We start from the raw sequence: 17,262 nt of genomic DNA on the forward strand, positions 1-17,262 counted from the left end.
CTGTATGTGCTGGTGAGCAGCGCTGACAGGGGATGCAGCGAAAAACGGGGCCGACAGGCCCCGTTTGCTTTGGTGTTGTTTTAAGTGTGATCAAAGATCAGTGCGATACGCGTGCTGCCCCCCGGTCGGTGGTCAGAATTCTGACGCGGTCACCAACCTGGAATGTTTCTCCGCTGCTGGGCTCCTGCACAACAGCGCGGGTCGTGCCGCTGTCTTCACGAACGGTAATTTCCAGTGCCTGGGTGCGTGTGACGCGTTCTTCCGCTGTGCTGCCAAGCAGGCCGCCGCCCAGTGCGCCAAGAACACCGCCTAAAATGGCCCAGCGGCCGTGCCCGCCATCAATCGTGCTGCCGGCCACACCGCCGATCACGGCGCCGCCGATTTTGCCCACACCGGAGTCAGTGCCTTCAACCGTGACGGTTCTGATGTCGGTAATGACGCCGGTGCGCACGGTCTGCGACCTGCGGGCCTCATCCCGCGAGTAAACATCGCCTGTCAGCGAGGAAGCGCACCCGGCTAAAACCAGGCACACCGTTACAATGGTGGTGGTTAACATGGATAGAATACGCATTTGAAGTCCTTTCTTGTATTTGATTTCATGGCCAAGCATAGCCTACCAGCCCGGAACCTGTTGCCGGATTACAGCAAGGGGCATGCATTCATTTTAAGGCGAACTTTGCACAGGTGTTCAGCCAAGTATATAACGGTTATTTTCCGGTGGGAACATGCGGCGGCATGACAGGCCTGGAAGTATCCACTGTTGTCAGCAGGGTGGAATGAATTGGACGGGGCAATTGACTATACGGAAAAAGCGGTAGCGGAAGGTTCGGCGCAGCCTGCTGTGCCTGATGGCCTGCCTGCACCACAACGGCACTGGGCGGTATTGGGCATCATGATGGGGTTGATGCTGTCGGTGATGGAGTCCACCATGGTGAATGTGGCTCTGCCGACGATTGCCCGTGAGCTCAATGTATCTGGCGCGGCTTCGGTGTGGATTGTTAATGCATACAATCTTTCGATTCTGGCCTTTCTGTTGCCGTGCGCTGCCTGGGGTGAGCGTATCGGCTTGCAGCGTGTCTTCCGTCTGGGCATGGCGGTTTTCATGTGTGCATCGCTGGGTTGCATGCTGTCGGACACATTGGTTCAGTTGTGCGTGTTCAAGGTTATTCAGGGCGTCGGGGCGGCTGCGATGATGAGCATGATGGGAGGGCTGACACGCTTCACCTACCCCTCGCATCTGTTTGGGCGGGGGATCGGCATCAATGCCATGACCGTGGCGGTTTCTTCCATGCTGGGGCCGCTGGTGTGTTCCCTGATTTTGTCGATTGCCAACTGGCACTGGCTGTTTTTCCTGAACATTCCGCTGTGCGCGTTTGCGCTGTATGTGACACGCCTCCTGCCGCAGACACCACGTAAGCATAAGCCTTTTGATTATGTCAGCGCCGTATTGTGTGCGTTTACGCTGTGCCTGTTTGTGTTTTCGGTGGATCATATTTACTCCCATTCGTTGCGTTCGGTTGCAGGTATGGTGGTCGCACTGGTGTGCGGTTATATTCTGGTGCGGCGTGTGCGTCACGAAGATCAGCCGCTGGTGCCGCTGGATTTGTTTCGCATCGAGCCTTTTGCCTTTGCGGTGATGGCGTCTGCTTTTTCGTTTGCCGGTTATATGGTGGCACTGGTGGCGCTGCCGTTCCATTTGCAGCTGTTTTTCGGGCTGACGCAGTTGCAGGCCGGGTATCTGCTGGGGGTGTGGCCGATTGGCTCTGGAATGATGGCGCTGGTTGCCGCGCGGCTGGCTGAGCGTTATTCGGCCTCTGTGCTGGCGGGAATTGGTGCTTCGGTCATGGGGTTTGCTATGCTTGGGCTGGCGTGTGTGCCGGCCTATACGCCGGTGCCTGTTCTGGCGGTATTCATCACGCTGGTTGGCGTAGGTTTTGGATTTTTTCAGATGCCTAACAACAAGGCCATGCTGTCTTCAGCGCCAAGGGAGCGCAGCGGCGCGGCCGGTGGTGTGCAGGCCACCACCCGCGTGTTCAGCCAAAGCATGGGTGCAGCGCTGGTGGCTTTTGCGCTGGCTTTGCCGGTGTTGCAGACCACAACGATTGCATTGCTGTGTGGTTGCGCATGCACACTGGCTGCGGTGGCGGTGAATGTCATCCGCTTTCGAGTGCAGCGCGCACCATAGTTTGTGCTGTCAGCCAGTGTGCGCGAGCGTTTTATTTGATGGATCTGACGAGCCTGGCGCAGCGCCATGCCACCCAGAGCCCGGCCAGGCAACAGGCGCACATGATGACCCAGGTCCATTGCCAACTGCCATGGTTGGCGTCTGCCAGCGCGCCGACCATCGGCGGGAGCAGAAACTGGCCACTCGATGAGATCTGCTGCATCCAGCCGACCGTGGTGGAAATGGTGTTGCGGTCAGGGGCCAGTTCAATGGCCAGCGAAAACAGGGTGCCTGGAATCAGCCCGCCCAGCGCTGAAAATACGATGACGGCAACAAACCGCAGCCAGGCCAGCCCGCTGAAGTGCAGGTTCAGCGTGGCAAAAGCAAACACCGAGCAAATGCCCATGGTGATGAAACCGATGGCCAGCAGTTTGGGGGCAGATCTGCCGCGGGCCAGCAGGTGCCCGGCCCAGACATTGCCGATGATATTGGCTGCGGCCACCGTGGCGGTCATGACGCCAACCAGTCCTGCAGGAATACCGGCCTGCGCATAAATGGAAGGCAGGAAACCGACCACAGCCAGCCATTGGCCCGAATACATGCCAAACGCGATAGCGATTAACCATGGGCCGGGGGATTTCAGTGTCAGGGCCAACCGTGTCTGGAGTCCGTTGAACAGTGTCCGGATATGGGGGGTAGTATTAGGGGTAGATGTTTTTGCCGCTGGGGCAGGCAGAAAACGATAAGCGCCACCAGCCATGAGCAGCGTCAGCAGGCCGAGTAAAAACCACCACGGGCGCCAGTTCAGCCAATTGATAACGATGGCCCCGGCCAGCAATGAAATCGCAGTGCCAAATGGCATATAGGCACCCCATAGGCCCAGCATTCTGGACAGTTCCCCTGGTGTTGTGAGCTGGCGTAACATGGCGGGGGCCGGCATTACAACCAGCAGAAAACCAGCACCTTCCAGGCCGCGCAGCAACAGCAGTGTTGTGGCGCTGTCAGCGAATGTGCCCGACAGGCTGGTCAGGGCCAGTAGCCCCAGCCCGGCGACCATGCTGCGCTTAAGCCCCCAGCCTTCAACCATGGAACCAATCAGCAGCCCCAGCAACATGCCTGCGAGCTGCACGATAGACAGTAAAAGGCCTGCCTGCATGTCCGTCAGCCCGAATTCGAGCCGCAGGACAGGCAATGCCGGGCCAATTTTGGCAATGTGCAAAGCAGAGCAAACGCCTGCCAGAAGCACAACATAGGCGCAAGTAATGGGTTTCATGAAAATGACGCAGGTATTGTCAAACACCTGTGAATTGACCGCAGACGGCTGGCAGTGCCTGCCATGATGCGTGTCATTGAAGAATATTGAAACACAACGAAGTACAGTGATTGTGCATCAAGCCGGATAGAGGCTGCTTGGCACAGCGGGATTGTCGTATAGGTGCAGATGCTATCTGGAACTGGCAAGCTGTCAGGCAGGCAACTCAGGTATCATATGCTAAAAATTCTGCATGAAAAAGGCAGGGGCCTGGTTGCTGTGTCTGGCATGGTGCCCCTATGGAGATGTGCAGAGAAGGAGATAAACGTTTCATGTTGAAGTACCACATTGTCCCGGTAACCCCTTTTGTTCAGAACTGCTCGATTGTCTGGTGCGATCAGACCCAGGCAGGCGCGGTTATTGATCCGGGTGGTGAATTGCCCAAGATTGAAGCTGCTGCACAGGAGCTTGGTGTGCGGCTGGAGCAGATCTGGATCACGCATGGGCATGTGGATCATGCTGCTGGTGCGGCCAAGATGTCGCGGGAACTGGATATTCCGATTTACGGCCCACAGGAAGAAGACCTGTTCTGGATTGAGAAGCTGAAAGACCGGGCCATCAGCATGCCTGCTTTCAGAGAGGCCGAGCCGTTTATTCCGGCGCGCTGGCTGCATGACCTGGATCAGGTGCATATTGGCCAGGAAACGCTGGAGGTCAGGCATTGCCCGGGGCATACGCCGGGGCATGTGGTGTTTCATGCCAAAGAGATTCGGCGGGCCTTTGTCGGTGATGTTCTGTTTGCCGGATCTATTGGCCGTACGGATTTTCCGCGCGGCAATTATGATCAGCTCATCAGCAGTATCGTCGAGCGCCTGTGGCCGATGGGAGATGACACCGTGTTCATTCCGGGGCATGGCCCGGAGAGCTCTTTTGGGCAGGAGCGCCAGACCAACCCGTTTGTCGGCGGGACCTGAGCGCCGCGCAACAAAACGCGGCCGGAATTATTCTGTCAGCAGTAAATAAATTAACGGGGCCTGCTCCATTTCGCCCGCGCGGCTGTTGACCGCAGCGACAATGGTGCATAGCCATTGCCTGATGGTGTTGCTGGCTTCTCCCATGTGAATGGCTCTTAAAAGAATGGATTCATCTTCTGCCAGATGTGCCCGTGTCATGCCTTGTTCAGGAAAGCGCAGTCCGGAGAGGATGTCAATGCATGAATCGGGATTTTTCCCGCTGTAACCTTCAGCGTATTCAAAAGCCAGCGCGAAAGCATCCAGCAAATCATTGAGCGTTTGCAGGGCTTGCAGGTCAAGCGTGACGAGTCTGAGTTGTGCCATTTTGATGTGACCGGTTTGAAAAATTGAACACCATCATAAAAACAGGCAGGTGACTGGCAACACCAGCCATCCTGCCTGCAGACGTTTCAGCGTGATGCTGGATTAACGTCTTCCGCCTTGGCGACGGGCTTCTTCATACAGAGGCATGACGTTCGGCAGGTTGAGCTTGAGGTCAGTGATGCGCTGGCTGTTCTGAGGATGGGTTCTCAGGAATGTAGGCGTATCGTTGCTGCCACCGGCACGGTCCATTTTCTCCCACAGGGAGATAGCGGCTTGCGGGTTGTAGCCGGCACGGGCGGCAATTTCCTGTCCGATGCGGTCGGCTTCGCTTTCATCGGAGCGGCTGAACTGCAGTGACATCAGTTGTGTGCCCAGGTTGACCAGATAATCCGATGCCACATTGCCATCAACACCGGCAGCGCTGGCGCCAAGAGACAGACCGGTGTTGGTCAGTGCGGTTTTGTTGATTTGGGTGAGCGAGTGTTCGCGCAGGGCGTGCACCATTTCGTGGCCCATCACAATGGCGATTTCGTCATCGGTCAGTTTCAGGGAGTCAATCAGGCCGGTGTAGAAAGCGATTTTGCCACCAGGCATACAGAATGCATTCAACTCTTTGCTGCGGATCAGGCTGACCTGCCAGTTCCAGCTTTCAGCTTTCGGGTTGAAGCTGTAGGTATAGGGAATCAGTCGCTGTGCAATAGTTTGCAGGCGCTTGTTTTGTGCGTTGTTGGCAGGAACCAGTGCATTTTGCTTTTTGGCTTCTGTCAAAAGCTGTTGGTACTGGAGGTCTGCAGCCTGTTCAAGCTCATCAGCGGTGACAGCACCGGGAACGACGGCGCTCATTAAAGCAGAACCGCAACCAGCCAGGCCCAGGGCCAGCAAGGGGACTGTGATCAGCCATTTTTTGCATTGAAGCAGGCTTTTTTGGACAACGGACTGTTCCATAGTCGAATTCTCCTTGTAAAATCAAATAATGAGGGCTATTGTAATTTAGAATGTGTGAAGCACAAGGATTACTTGAAGGTGTTACATGCGTACCCGATAAAGGCATATCAATAATGTCGGTGATGGGTGTTTGGTCAACGAGGAGCGCGGAGTGAAGAGGTCTTACAAGCGGTGGCTGATCGGTATTGTGATTGTGGCGTGTGCGTTGTGGGCCGGAAGCTGCGCGACACGGATGATTGCCGACTCATCGCAGACACTGGTTTCCGAGCAGATTCTGGAGGATGTGACCCGGCTGGCCCGGCATGGCGACTGGTTTGTCACCCGAGGGGTGCATCATACGGATAATTTTGTTGCGACTGTGACCAATGCGCCTTTGTCTCATGCCGCGATTTACGATGCGGAGCGCGGAGAGGTGATTGAGGCCGAAGGGGTTGGTATACATACAACACCGTTGGCGGAGTTTTTGGCCAAGTCGCAGCGGGTGCTGATTATCCGCCCGATGTGGGCTTCCGATAAAAACAGTGCTGAAGCGGTGGTACGCGCCAGGGAGTGGGTCGGCAAGGGGTATAACTTTACCGGTCTGGTCGGGTTGAATATGCCCGACAGGTATTACTGCACCCAGTTGGTGGTTGCCGCATACAAACCCGCCTGGGAGGGCCGGCCAGACAACCCGGTACCACCGGTGATTCAACCTGCCCAGATGTACCACTGGGGCAAAATCATATACGACAGCGGGCCGTAGGCTAAACATATCAGTTTGATTGTTACAAGTTGTGCGCTTGGCAGACCGGCGCAATTGAGGTGCTGGCTGCCATGGTGTTTCTATTGAATTTAAAATGTATGAATTTTGAGCGATCCTGCAACGGACCAAGGATGTTATTTTGAGTGAGCAGCAAACAAAAGGATGGTGGCAGGTCTGGTCCGTGTATCTGCGCCCGGAAGCCTTACGGATGCTGTTTCTGGGGTTTTCGGCCGGTTTGCCGCTGCTGCTGGTGCTGGGGACGCTGACGCTGCGTTTATCGGAAGCCGGGGTGTCTCGTGCAAGCATTGGATACTTGAGCTGGGTGGCGCTGGCTTATGGGTTTAAATGGGTCTGGTCGCCTTTTGTGGATAGACTCCCCATCCCATTACTGACCTCGTGGCTGGGGCGGCGGCGCAGTTGGCTGCTGCTGGCGCAGGCAGGAATCATCGCGGGCCTGGTGGGCATGGCGCTGACCGATGTGCAGCAGGGGCTTGGGACATTGGTTGGTTTTGCGTTGCTGGTGGCGTTTTCATCGGCAACGCAGGATATTGCACTGGATGCCTACCGGATTGAGTCGGCTGAAAAAAAGGTGCAGGCGGCCCTTTCTGCCACCTATCAGGCCGGATACCGTCTGGCAATGATCTGGTCGGGGGCCGGTGCATTGTGGATTGCAGCCCGTGTGCAGCAGGGCACCGCGGGGTATGACGCCTATGCATGGCAGGTGTCTTATCTGGTGATGGCCGCTTCGGTGCTGGTGGGTGTGCTGACGGTATTGCTGTCGCCGGAAAAAGTGCGGGTAGCGCCAACGCCATTACCACAGGATGTGCTGGGGCACCGGCTCTCCATGTTGGAGCGACTGGCGCTTTGGGTCATGTCGGTGGTGGTTGCGCCATTTGCCGATTTTCTGCACCGCTACCGCTGGCAGGCGGTTATTATTCTGGCGCTGATTGCCGTGTACCGCATTTCGGATATTGTCATGGGCGTGATGAGCAACCCGTTTTATAACGAGATGGGTTATACCAAAGAGCAGATTGCGGCGGTCAGCAAAGTGTTTGGTCTGATCATGACGCTGGTGGGTACCTTTATTGGTGGCGTCATGGTGATGCGTGCAGGGGTGTTTCGGATTTTAATGCTGGGCGCAGCGCTCAGCGCGGCCACCAACTTGCTGTTTGCATGGCTGGCGTGGCATGGGGATGGCTTGCAGGTGCTGGATATCAACCTGACCCTGTGGGGCTTGCATCTGGCGGTGGAAGGCAAGGTGGTTGCGCTGGTGGCGGTGATTTCAATGGATAACCTGAGCGGCGGGATTGCATCGGCGGCGTTTATCGGCTACCTGTCCAGCCTGACCAGCATTCAGTTTTCGGCCACGCAATATGCGTTGTTTTCATCGTTGATGATGCTGATTCCGAAATTCATTGGCGGCTTCTCGGGGGTGTTTGTCGATCGCTTTCAGTACCCGACATTTTTTGTCTGCACGGCACTGCTGGGCCTGCCGGTGCTGGCATTGGTCTGGCTGGCAAGCCGGGTACACGAGCAAAGCAAACCGGTGCTGGTTCAGAAAGCGCCGGATTGACGCGTTTTAAGGGTGGGGTGTTTCACACAGCCTGAATGCCGGAGCAGTTGCCTGAGCGGCCAGTTGATCCAGTTGTGTGCGCTGTTCCGGTGTGGCCTGCGCAATGCGCAGCAACTGCCCGATCGGGTTAAGCGTCCAGGGCACAATGCGGGCTTCGGTGACGTTTTTCTCGAGGATGGTGGACATCAAGCGGTCAGCATTGCTTCTTTCCCTGAATAGTCCCAGCGTCAGCCCTGGCTGATACTGGGGGCGGTTGCGGATGATTTCAGAGACGACTCCCAGTCCGGCCAGCTCTGCTTTTTTATTCTGTGCTTCGTCTTCAGATTCAAACGGGCCGATATACACTGCCCACGAGCTGGGCTCAGTCTGTACACTCATTTCCCACATTTCATCAGGCAGGGCGGTGCTGACCAGTTGTTGCAACTGGCTGGATTGTGTGCCGCTCAACGGACCGGTTTCAATGCAGACCAGGTCGGTACGTGGTGGTGTTACAGTTGCAGGAGCCGGTGCAGGTACAGCAGATGCCGTTTGTGTGGTGGCTGCAGGTGCTGAGGCCGGAAACGCGATGTTGCTGGCATTGGCCGCAGAGGAGGGGGCCGTGCGCAGTGCTTCGGGGCGAACCTGGTTGGTGATGCGTTGCGGCTCACGGTTTTCCATGCCGGGTTTTTCACCAAACCAGCCCTGTGTCCAGCCGTAAAAGGCGATATTGATAACCAGAACCACCAGAATCAGAAATCTCAACATGGACGTACGCTTACCTCGCCGCTGCTGATGGTTTTGAGACCGTCAGCCGTTTTTATCAACAAATTGCCATGGAGATCAATACCGGCCCCCGTGCCCTGTATACCGTTTGATGTATACAGCCGGTTTCCTGCCAGCAGGTCTTTTTGTGCAAAGCTCTGCTGCCATGGGGCCAGTCCATGGGTGTTGAAATTGTACACGGCTTGTGCCACATGAGGCGCAACACATGCCAGCGCAGAAGGGGCATCCCAGCGCGGATCAAGCTGCTTCAGATATCCGGGCGGAGTATGGTATGTGCTTTGTTGTGGCGGCGGGTTGATGTTGATGCCTATGCCAATAACGGCATAACGTTGCCTGCCGTACAGAATGGTTTCTACGAGGATGCCAACCAGCTTGTGCCACAGGTTCTGCCCGGTGTTCGGGTCGGGTTGCGCATACCAGATATCGTTTGGCCATTTGATTTTGAGCTTTTGACCGATCGTATCCAATGCGGTGATCACCGCACAGCCCAGCACCAGAGACAGGCCGTGCTGCTCCGGATTGAGAGGGGCGGCTAATGAAAACATCAGCGTATCACCTGCCTGGGAGGCCCATGCCTTGCCCATGCGGCCACGGCCGGCGGTCTGGGTTTCTGCTACCAGCATGACCGGTGCAGTCTGCCCACTGCGGATGCGCTGCAGCAACTGGGTATTGGTGGAGTCGGTCTGGCTGACAATGTCAATGGTGAAGTCAGGCCAGACAGGCTGAATCTGCTCCCATATGCTTTCTGCGGGCCAGTTGAATTTCATGGAGTGGTGCAAATGGATCAGTTGGTTTTGGAGCGCCTTTTAGGGGCCAGTAAAGTGCCGCGGCATTTCGGGCTGCCACACAGGCAGGCGTACTCGGCTTTGACTTTTTGTGTGTAACGTATATCCAGCACAAGGCCGTAATCATAGGTAATTTCTTCCCCGGGCTCAATAGGCCGCAGCGCATGAATGAAGATGCGCCCGTTTTCTTCGTGGGTTTCGCAATTCGGGGTGCAGGCATGGTTGATCCAGCGTGCAGAGTTGCCGCGAACGCCGCCGTCGATGACTTTACCGTCTTCACGCTGGAAGAAAAAAGTATGGTTAGGGTGCAACGGGTCATGCGGGTGGCGATTTTCAGCTTCCCGTGCACTGATGATTTCTCCCTTATACTCTATGACGCGTTCCCCCCGGGCAATTGGCCGGGTTGCAAAAACGCCCTTGCCATGCACTTTGGAATTTTGTACCCGAAGGCGTTGCCTGGGGGCCGGTGCCGGTTGTGCACCGTGCGGTTTTGAGGCTTCGGCCTGAGGGGCGGGGGGAATACACTTGCCTTTTGCAGAGTTTTTAACAGGGGGTTTGTCCACGATATAAGAAACCTGTAAATTGAATATATGCACATGCGTGCGCGTGTGCGTATGCGCGCGAGAGGAAAACTACAGTGTACCGTGTAAACCCGATACTGGGGCTGTAGTGGACGGATTGGTTATTTGGGGGTGCCTTCAGGTCAGGTGGATGAATGGCTAAACGCATTTCCAATACGCAGGAATTTTTTTGACATGAGTGAAAAAACATTGGTCATTGCTGAAAAACCTTCGGTGGCGCAGGATATTGTGCGCGCACTGACATCGGTAGCAGGCAAGTTTGACAAAAAAGATGATTATTATGAAGGCGAGCAGTATGTTGTGACTTCGGCCGTGGGGCATCTGGTCGAAATCAAGGCGCCTGAGGCATATGAGGTTAAGCGCGGCAAATGGAGTTTTGCCAATTTGCCGGTCATTCCGCCTGAGTTTGCACTGGAGCCGGTGGCTAAAAGCAAAACCCGGCTGAATGCCATTGTCAAACTGATCAAACGAAAAGACATTAGCCGGCTGATCAATGCGTGTGACGCGGGGCGGGAAGGGGAGTTGATTTTCCGCCTGATCGTGCAGTACGCCAAAGCAAAGCAACCGGTGCAAAGGTTGTGGCTGCAAAGTATGACGCCGCAGGCTATTCGGGATGGTTTTGAGCACCTTCGCAACGATGCGCAGATGCAGCCTTTGGCAGCGGCGGCACGCAGCCGTTCGGAGGCCGACTGGCTGGTCGGCATCAATGGCACGCGCGCCATGACCGCATTCAACTCCCGCGACGGCGGGTTCTTTTTAACCACCGTTGGGCGGGTGCAGACGCCAACCCTGGCGGTTGTGGTTGAGCGGGAAGAGAAAATCAGGCAGTTTGTCGCACGCGATTATTGGGAAGTACATGCCGTGTTTGGTGCCCAGGCGGGTGCTTATGCGGGCAAATGGTTTGACCCGGCGTGGAAAAAAGGTACTGATGAACATGCCAAGGCCGATCGCTTGTGGGAAAAATCGAAGGCACAGGCCATTGCGGCGGCGGTGCAGGGACGGCAGGGTACGGTCACAGAGGAAAGCAAACCTGCTTCCAAATCAAGCCCGCTACTGTTTGACCTGACGTCGTTGCAGCGGGAGGCGAACAGCAAGTTTGGTTTTTCGGCTAAAACAACATTGTCGTTGGCACAGGCCTTGTATGAAAAACATAAGGCGCTGACTTACCCCCGAACGGATTCGCGGGCGCTGCCGGAGGATTATCTGGGCGTTGTCAAGAAAACGCTGCAGGTGCTTGCAGAAAGCCACCAGTCCCATTTATCGCCGTTTGCACAGGAGGCATTGGCGAAAAGTTATGTCAAACCAAGCAAACGGGTGTTTGACAACAGCAAAGTGTCAGATCACTTTGCCATTATCCCCACCCAGCAGATGCCAGGCGCGCTCTCCGAAGCCGAACGCAAGCTGTATGACCTGGTGGTGAGGCGGTTCATGGCGGTGTTTTTCCCACCGGCAGAATATCTGATCACGACACGTATCACGCAGGTGCTGGAGCACCGTTTCAAATCTGAAGGCAAGGTGCTGGTGCGCCCGGGCTGGCTGGCGATTTATGGCAAGGATGCCGATGTGGATGACGACAAAGGCGACGGCAACGGGAAATCGCTGGTGCCGGTGCAGCCCAATGAGCAGGTCCAGACGGAAGAAGTGGAAGTGAAAGACCTGCAGACCCGTCCACCAGCACGTTTTTCTGAAGCGACGTTGCTGGGTGCCATGGAAGGGGCTGGTAAAACGGTCGATGATGAGGAGTTGCGCGCAGCCATGCAGGAAAAAGGGCTTGGAACTCCGGCGACCCGGGCGGCGATTATCGAAGGGCTGCTGAATGAAAAATACCTGCTGCGCGAAGGGCGTGAGCTCATTCCTACTGCCAAGGCGTTTCAGTTGCTGACACTGTTGCGCGGCCTGGGGGTGGATGAGCTTTCCAAGCCGGAGTTGACCGGTGAATGGGAGCACAAGCTCGCGCAGATGGAAAAGGGGCAGTTAAGCCGCGAAGCGTTCATGAGCGAAATTGCCAAGATGACGCAGCACATTGTGCAAAAGGCCAAAGAATATGACCGGGACAGTGTGCCGGGCAATTATGCCACCTTGAAAACACCATGCCCGAATTGCGGCGGGGTTGTCAAAGAAAATTACCGTCGTTTTACCTGTACGGGTGCGGACGGCAATTCAGAAGGATGCGGATTTTCCATCAGCAAAATTCCGGGTGGACGCAGTTTTGAGCTGGATGAGGTCGAGCAGCTTTTGCGTGACAAGCATATCGGCCCGTTGCAGGGGTTCCGCTCCAAAGCCGGTTGGCCTTTTGCCGCCGAACTGAAACTGGTCAGAGACAATGAGATCAATAACTGGAAGCTGGAATTTGACTTTGGCAACGATGATAAGAATGCCAATGGCGAATCTGCCGAGCTGGCCGATTTCAGCGGTATCCATTCATTAGGCGCATGCCCGAAATGCAGCGGCGGGGTTTATCCGTGGGGCAGCAATTATGTCTGTGAAAATGCGGTCTCCACCGTCAAGCAGCCGAAACCGACATGCGATTTCAAGACCGGGCAGATCATTTTGCAGCAGCCGATAGCGCCGGAGCAGGTGACCAAATTGCTGGCAACCGGCAAAACGGATTTGCTGGAAGGGTTTGTCTCTAATAAAACGCGGCGTAAATTCAAGGCATATCTGGCATGGGACGCGAAAGCCGGCAAAGTGGGGTTTGAGTTTGAGCCGCGCGCAGGTGGCAAAGCCGGCGCTAAAACCGCAGCACGAAAAACAACGGTGAAAAAGGATGAAAAAACAGCCGTTGCTGCCAAAAAGCCGGCAACCAAACGGGCCGCTAAAAAGAGTGCGTCATAGGCGATCAGCCTAGGCTGTAGGCGGGTGTTTTGATTGCTGCCAACCGGCCATGGGGTTTGTTTTTGACGAAGGCATTTCATTTTTGCCGGTGAACATACAAAAACAGCGCATTTCGCGCTGTTTTTTTTGTCAGGGCATCCGCTATGGCCGATGCTGAATGGCGTGTGTGATTTTCCTTTTAATCCGGTAATACCCGACGCCAAGCACAATGAACCAGATGGGGGTGACCAGCAGGGCCTGGCGGGTATCGGCTTCCAGCATTAAAAGCACAATGACAAAAGCAAAAAATGCCAGGCTGACCCATGTCATCAGAATGCCTCCTGGCATTTTAAATAAAGATGCCGCGTGTTTTTCCGGCCGCTGGCGGCGGAATACCAGATAAGAAATCAGGATGATCGACCAGACAAACATGAACAAGGTGGCCGATACAGTCGTGACAACGGTAAAGGCCGCCATGATGTTGGGCATGATGAAAATCAGTGTGGCACCACACAAGAGGCAAATGCACGAGAACAGCAGGCCGGCTGCCGGGACAGCGTGGGCCGACAGGCGGCTGAATGCTTTGGGGGCAACGCCGGATGTTGCCAGGCTGTAGAGCATGCGGCTGGTTGAGTAGACACCACTGTTGGCTGACGAGGCGGCCGATGTCATGACAACAAAATTGATGACGCCGGCAGCAGCAGGCAGGCCAATGAGCGTGAACATTTCAACGAACGGGCTTTTATCTGCAATGATGCTGGACCATGGTGTCACGGCCATGATGGCTAGCAGCGCAAATATGTAAAAGAAAATGATGCGAAATGGAATCGAGTTGATGGCCCGTGGTAGTGTGGTTTCCGGGTCTTTGGTTTCGGCGGCGGTGGTACCGACCAGTTCAATGCCCACAAATGCGAAAACGGCAATCTGGAAGCCGGCAAAGAACCCCATGACGCCTTTTGGAAACATGCCACCATGGGCCCAGATATTGGATACGGCAGCCTGTGTGCCTGACGGCGATGTGAATGCTGTTGCAACCAGAAAGATCCCCACCAGAATCAATGCACAGATGGTGATGATTTTGATCATGGAGAACCAGAATTCAGTTTCGCCAAACAGCTTGACGGACAACAGGTTCAGGCACAACAGCAACAGAATGGTCAGTATGGCCGGAATCCAGCCGGCAAGGTCTGGCCACCAGAACTGTGCATAACCGGCAATGGCAATCACGTCAGCAGTGCCGGTGACAATCCAGCAGAACCAGTATGTCCAGCCGGTGAAATAACCGGCCCAGGGGCCAAGCAGGTCAGAGGCAAAGTCGGTAAATGACCGATAGTGCAGGTTGGACAGCAGCAACTCACCCATGGCCCGCATGACAAAAAACAGGACAAATCCGATGATCATGTAGACAAAAATGATGGAGGGGCCTGCCAGGCTGATGGTTTTGCCTGACCCCATGAAAAGCCCGGTACCGATGGCGCCGCTGATCGCAATCAGCTGGATGTGCCTGTTGCTCAGGTTTCTTTTAAGTTTGTTGGCAGGAATGCTTTCACTGTGAAAATTATTGTCGTTATGTGCTGGCATGGCCGTGTCTCTAAGAAAATGTAAGCAGCTATTCTATGCCTGCGTCTGATCCTGATGGCTTTTTATCGTGATTGGTAAGGTATGTCAGGCTGAAACATACGCAACGGTCTCGATATATGGGACTTAGTTGGCGTTAAACCAGACTGCTGCATTGGCTACACTGCCTGTTCAAACCCGCTGGCGTAAGCCTCCAGTCCAATCTGAATGACGGTGGCGATTTCAGTGCCGACCTCTTCTTTGAATTCGGCTTCTGCTTGCGTGACCGCACGGGTGAACGCTTGCAACCACAGCAAGCCACTTTCGGTGTATTGAATCATTCTGGCCCTGCGGTCCCGCGCGTCCATGGTGCGTATCACAATACCCCACGCCTCGCACTGATCTACCAGATCATTCATCGCCTGTTTGCTCATATGCGCCTGCTGTGCCAGCTCGCTCAGCCGGGCGCCTTCGGGTGGCAGGTGGCGTGTAATGTGGATGTGGGCAGCGCTGACCTGTCCGCGAGCCGCCAGATTCGACAGCGCCAGGGGCACGTCAACATCTCGCGCCATCAGCGAGATCACCCGCTGGTCAAAGCGTTGTAGGGCATACCCAAGCAGACGGCCCAAATGGGGCTGCTGCCAATAAGGTGTATGCAAGGCGGATGTGTGGGCAATTGGCATGAAAATCATCCTGATTGTTGAACGCTGGATTCATTAAACATCAAAATAGTTTCTTTGTAAATAGTCATGTAAACTGACTAAAAAACTGATTTACTTTAAAGTATAAGCTGTTAAACTACTGTTCAAGCATACAGTTAATGCAAATTGAATCACAAGGTAACTATTTAGCGAAAGAAAAGGAGCAGGACAACATGGCAACTTCAGCAAAAAGCGATAAGGCCGCCGTCAGCACAGAAAAAGCCAAGGCACTGCAAGCTGCCCTGGCCCAAATTGAAAAACAGTTTGGCAAGGGATCCATCATGCGCATGGGCGATGGAGAAGTTGTCTCCGACATCCAGGTGGTTTCTACCGGCTCGCTGGGGCTCGATATTGCGCTGGGCGTTGGTGGGTTGCCACGCGGGCGTGTGATCGAGATTTATGGCCCGGAATCCTCCGGGAAAACGACATTGACGTTGCAGGTGATTGCCGAAATGCAGAAAGTGAACGGCACCTGCGCATTCATTGATGCAGAGCATGCGCTGGATGTGCAATATGCACAGAAACTCGGCGTGAATGTACAGGATCTGCTGCTTTCCCAGCCTGATACGGGTGAGCAGGCGCTGGAAATTGTGGATTCGCTGGTGCGCTCCGGTTCGGTGGACCTCGTGGTTATTGACTCGGTAGCCGCCTTGACGCCCCGTGCAGAAATTGAAGGCGATATGGGAGACCAGATGCCAGGGCTGCAGGCACGTCTGATGAGCCAGGCCTTGCGTAAACTGACGGCCTCCATCAAAAAAACCAACTGCATGGTGATCTTCATTAACCAGATCCGCATGAAAATTGGTGTCATGTTCGGCTCGCCAGAAACCACGACAGGTGGGAATGCCCTGAAGTTCTATTCGTCGGTACGCATGGATATTCGCCGTATTGGTTCCATCAAAAAAGGCGATGAAGTTGTCGGCAGTGAAACCCGTGTCAAAGTGGTCAAAAACAAAGTGGCACCTCCCTTCAAGATGGCCGAGTTTGACATCATGTATGGCAAAGGCATCAGCCGTGAAGGCGAAATACTGGATATGGGCGTGACTGCCAACATCGTTGATAAATCGGGTGCATGGTATGCCTACAATGGTGAAAAAATCGGACAAGGGCGTGATAATGCACGCGATTTTCTGAGAGAAAATCCGGTTCTGGCACAGGAAATAGAAGGCAAAATCCGCACATCACTCAATATCCCGTTACTCAATGAAGACGGCGAAATTGATCCGGCAGAAATGAGCGAAGCGGAATAATGATGAATACGAAGCGGCAATCACTTGCCGCTTTTGCAATACAGCCACCGACATGAAAACGCAGCCTTCTTCAATCAAAGCCAAAGCACTGCGGCTGTTGGCGCAACGAGACTATTCATATGCGGAGTTGAACGCAAAGTTGCAGAAATGGTTGCAGACTAAAAACCAGCAAATGCAGGAAGATGACGCCGCGACAGTAGAAAGCTTATCTTCTGAGCAGATGCAGGAAATCGCAGATATCCTCAATGAATTTCAGCAGCGGGGATGGGTCAGTGATCAGCGTGTTGTAGAAGCAGTGATTTACCAGAAAGCGCCCCGGCTGGGGCAGGCGCGGTTACGTCAGGAGCTGAAAGCCAAAGGACTTGATGAATCTGTGGTGCAAGAAGCTTTGTCAGAATTAAAAGAAAGCGAATTTGAGCGTGCCTGTGCGGTGTGGCAACGCAAATTCAGCAACTTTCCTTCCGATGCAAACAGTTACCAAAAGCAGGCACGTTTTTTGACCTATCGTGGCTTTTCCTCTGAGGTGACCCGCAAAGTTTTGGCTGGCGGCTGGAATAACATCATGGAATCTGGCACTTAGAATGCCGGAAGTCAGGGCTTTAAGGGCACCAATAACCCGCGTGTTTTTGTTGTGCCCTGCCTGCCGGGATGCGTCGCATTTTGACAACTGCGACAAGCATTTCAATTTAAGTGAACGACTCACTTGACAAAGTTAAATAAGTGGTGCTATAGTTCATGTCTTCGCTGAATTACAGCGCAGCTGCAAAGCATGATGAGAGGAAGGCTCCCTGATGAAAAG

General features: G+C 54.6%; 16 protein-coding genes. 7 read left to right on the forward strand and 9 right to left on the reverse strand.

Going from position 1 to position 17,262, the window contains the following annotated elements; translation table 11 throughout:
• Window positions 1-97: 97 nt before the first annotated feature.
• Window positions 98-571: an outer membrane lipoprotein gene (locus tag CUZ56_RS10410; protein WP_126980320.1), complete on the reverse strand. Its 474-nt coding sequence runs from the start codon at window positions 569-571 to the stop codon at window positions 98-100.
• A 210-nt stretch (window positions 572-781) separates the two neighbouring features.
• Between CUZ56_RS10410 and CUZ56_RS10415 the strand changes: the two genes are divergently transcribed.
• Entirely contained in the window at window positions 782-2,185 is a 1,404-nt protein-coding gene (locus CUZ56_RS10415; protein WP_239442383.1) for an MFS transporter, read from the forward strand.
• Window positions 2,186-2,216: 31 nt separating this feature from the next.
• Here CUZ56_RS10415 and CUZ56_RS10420 read toward each other — a convergent pair whose 3' ends face one another.
• Window positions 2,217-3,437, reverse strand: a complete 1,221-nt coding sequence (locus CUZ56_RS10420; RefSeq protein WP_126980321.1) for an MFS transporter — start codon at window positions 3,435-3,437, stop codon at window positions 2,217-2,219.
• A gap of 311 nt (window positions 3,438-3,748) precedes the next feature.
• On the opposite strand from CUZ56_RS10420, the gene CUZ56_RS10425 reads away from it, so the two are divergent.
• Window positions 3,749-4,390: an MBL fold metallo-hydrolase gene (locus CUZ56_RS10425; protein ID WP_126980322.1), complete on the forward strand. Its 642-nt coding sequence runs from the start codon at window positions 3,749-3,751 to the stop codon at window positions 4,388-4,390.
• 27 nt (window positions 4,391-4,417) lie between these two features.
• Here CUZ56_RS10425 and CUZ56_RS10430 read toward each other — a convergent pair whose 3' ends face one another.
• Window positions 4,418-4,753, reverse strand: a complete 336-nt coding sequence (locus tag CUZ56_RS10430; RefSeq protein WP_126980323.1) for a barstar family protein — start codon at window positions 4,751-4,753, stop codon at window positions 4,418-4,420.
• A 102-nt stretch (window positions 4,754-4,855) separates the two neighbouring features.
• On the reverse strand, window positions 4,856-5,698 hold the full coding sequence (locus CUZ56_RS10435) for a M48 family metalloprotease (protein WP_126980324.1): 843 nt from the start codon (window positions 5,696-5,698) through the stop codon (window positions 4,856-4,858).
• 151 nt (window positions 5,699-5,849) lie between these two features.
• Between CUZ56_RS10435 and CUZ56_RS10440 the strand changes: the two genes are divergently transcribed.
• Both CUZ56_RS10440 and CUZ56_RS10445 read left to right on the forward strand, forming a co-directional pair.
• Window positions 5,850-6,440, forward strand: coding sequence for a YiiX/YebB-like N1pC/P60 family cysteine hydrolase (locus CUZ56_RS10440; protein WP_126980325.1), 591 nt, complete (start codon window positions 5,850-5,852; stop codon window positions 6,438-6,440).
• Window positions 6,441-6,579: 139 nt separating this feature from the next.
• Window positions 6,580-8,013: an AmpG family muropeptide MFS transporter gene (locus CUZ56_RS10445; RefSeq protein WP_239442386.1), complete on the forward strand. Its 1,434-nt coding sequence runs from the start codon at window positions 6,580-6,582 to the stop codon at window positions 8,011-8,013.
• A 6-nt stretch (window positions 8,014-8,019) separates the two neighbouring features.
• On the opposite strand, the gene CUZ56_RS10450 is transcribed toward CUZ56_RS10445, so the two are convergent.
• Genes CUZ56_RS10450 through CUZ56_RS10460 form a run of 3 tightly spaced genes read right to left on the reverse strand, consistent with a single transcriptional unit; the run spans window position 8,020 to window position 9,988 of the window.
• Window positions 8,020-8,757, reverse strand: coding sequence for an SPOR domain-containing protein (locus CUZ56_RS10450; RefSeq protein WP_126980326.1), 738 nt, complete (start codon window positions 8,755-8,757; stop codon window positions 8,020-8,022).
• Window positions 8,751-9,542 carry a biotin--[acetyl-CoA-carboxylase] ligase gene (locus CUZ56_RS10455; RefSeq protein ID WP_126980327.1) on the reverse strand — a complete coding sequence of 264 codons (792 nt, stop codon included), beginning with the start codon at window positions 9,540-9,542 and terminating at the stop codon, window positions 8,751-8,753. The genes CUZ56_RS10450 and CUZ56_RS10455 overlap by 7 nt, the downstream gene beginning before the upstream one ends.
• A 17-nt stretch (window positions 9,543-9,559) precedes the next feature.
• Window positions 9,560-9,988, reverse strand: coding sequence for an SET domain-containing protein (locus tag CUZ56_RS10460; protein WP_239442398.1), 429 nt, complete (start codon window positions 9,986-9,988; stop codon window positions 9,560-9,562).
• Window positions 9,989-10,315: 327 nt separating this feature from the next.
• Here CUZ56_RS10460 and CUZ56_RS10465 point away from each other — a divergent pair, with 327 nt between their 5' ends.
• Window positions 10,316-12,976, forward strand: a complete 2,661-nt coding sequence (locus tag CUZ56_RS10465) for a DNA topoisomerase III (RefSeq protein ID WP_126980328.1) — start codon at window positions 10,316-10,318, stop codon at window positions 12,974-12,976.
• A 141-nt stretch (window positions 12,977-13,117) separates the two neighbouring features.
• On the opposite strand, the gene cycA is transcribed toward CUZ56_RS10465, so the two are convergent.
• Both cycA and CUZ56_RS10475 read right to left on the reverse strand, forming a co-directional pair.
• Window positions 13,118-14,536, reverse strand: coding sequence for a D-serine/D-alanine/glycine transporter (gene cycA, locus CUZ56_RS10470; RefSeq protein ID WP_126980329.1), 1,419 nt, complete (start codon window positions 14,534-14,536; stop codon window positions 13,118-13,120).
• A gap of 155 nt (window positions 14,537-14,691) precedes the next feature.
• Window positions 14,692-15,195, reverse strand: a complete 504-nt coding sequence (locus CUZ56_RS10475; RefSeq protein ID WP_126980330.1) for a MarR family winged helix-turn-helix transcriptional regulator — start codon at window positions 15,193-15,195, stop codon at window positions 14,692-14,694.
• A gap of 191 nt (window positions 15,196-15,386) precedes the next feature.
• On the opposite strand from CUZ56_RS10475, the gene recA reads away from it, so the two are divergent.
• Both recA and CUZ56_RS10485 read left to right on the forward strand, forming a co-directional pair.
• On the forward strand, window positions 15,387-16,463 hold the full coding sequence (gene recA / locus CUZ56_RS10480; protein WP_126980331.1) for a recombinase RecA: 1,077 nt from the start codon (window positions 15,387-15,389) through the stop codon (window positions 16,461-16,463).
• A 52-nt stretch (window positions 16,464-16,515) separates the two neighbouring features.
• The gene (locus CUZ56_RS10485; protein WP_126980332.1) at window positions 16,516-17,043 is read left to right on the forward strand and encodes a regulatory protein RecX; all 528 of its coding nucleotides are present in this window, start codon (window positions 16,516-16,518) and stop codon (window positions 17,041-17,043) included.
• Window positions 17,044-17,262: the final 219 nt, after the last annotated feature.

The organism is Saezia sanguinis (genome assembly GCF_003991585.1).
GTDB lineage: Bacteria > Pseudomonadota > Gammaproteobacteria > Burkholderiales > Burkholderiaceae_C > Saezia > Saezia sanguinis.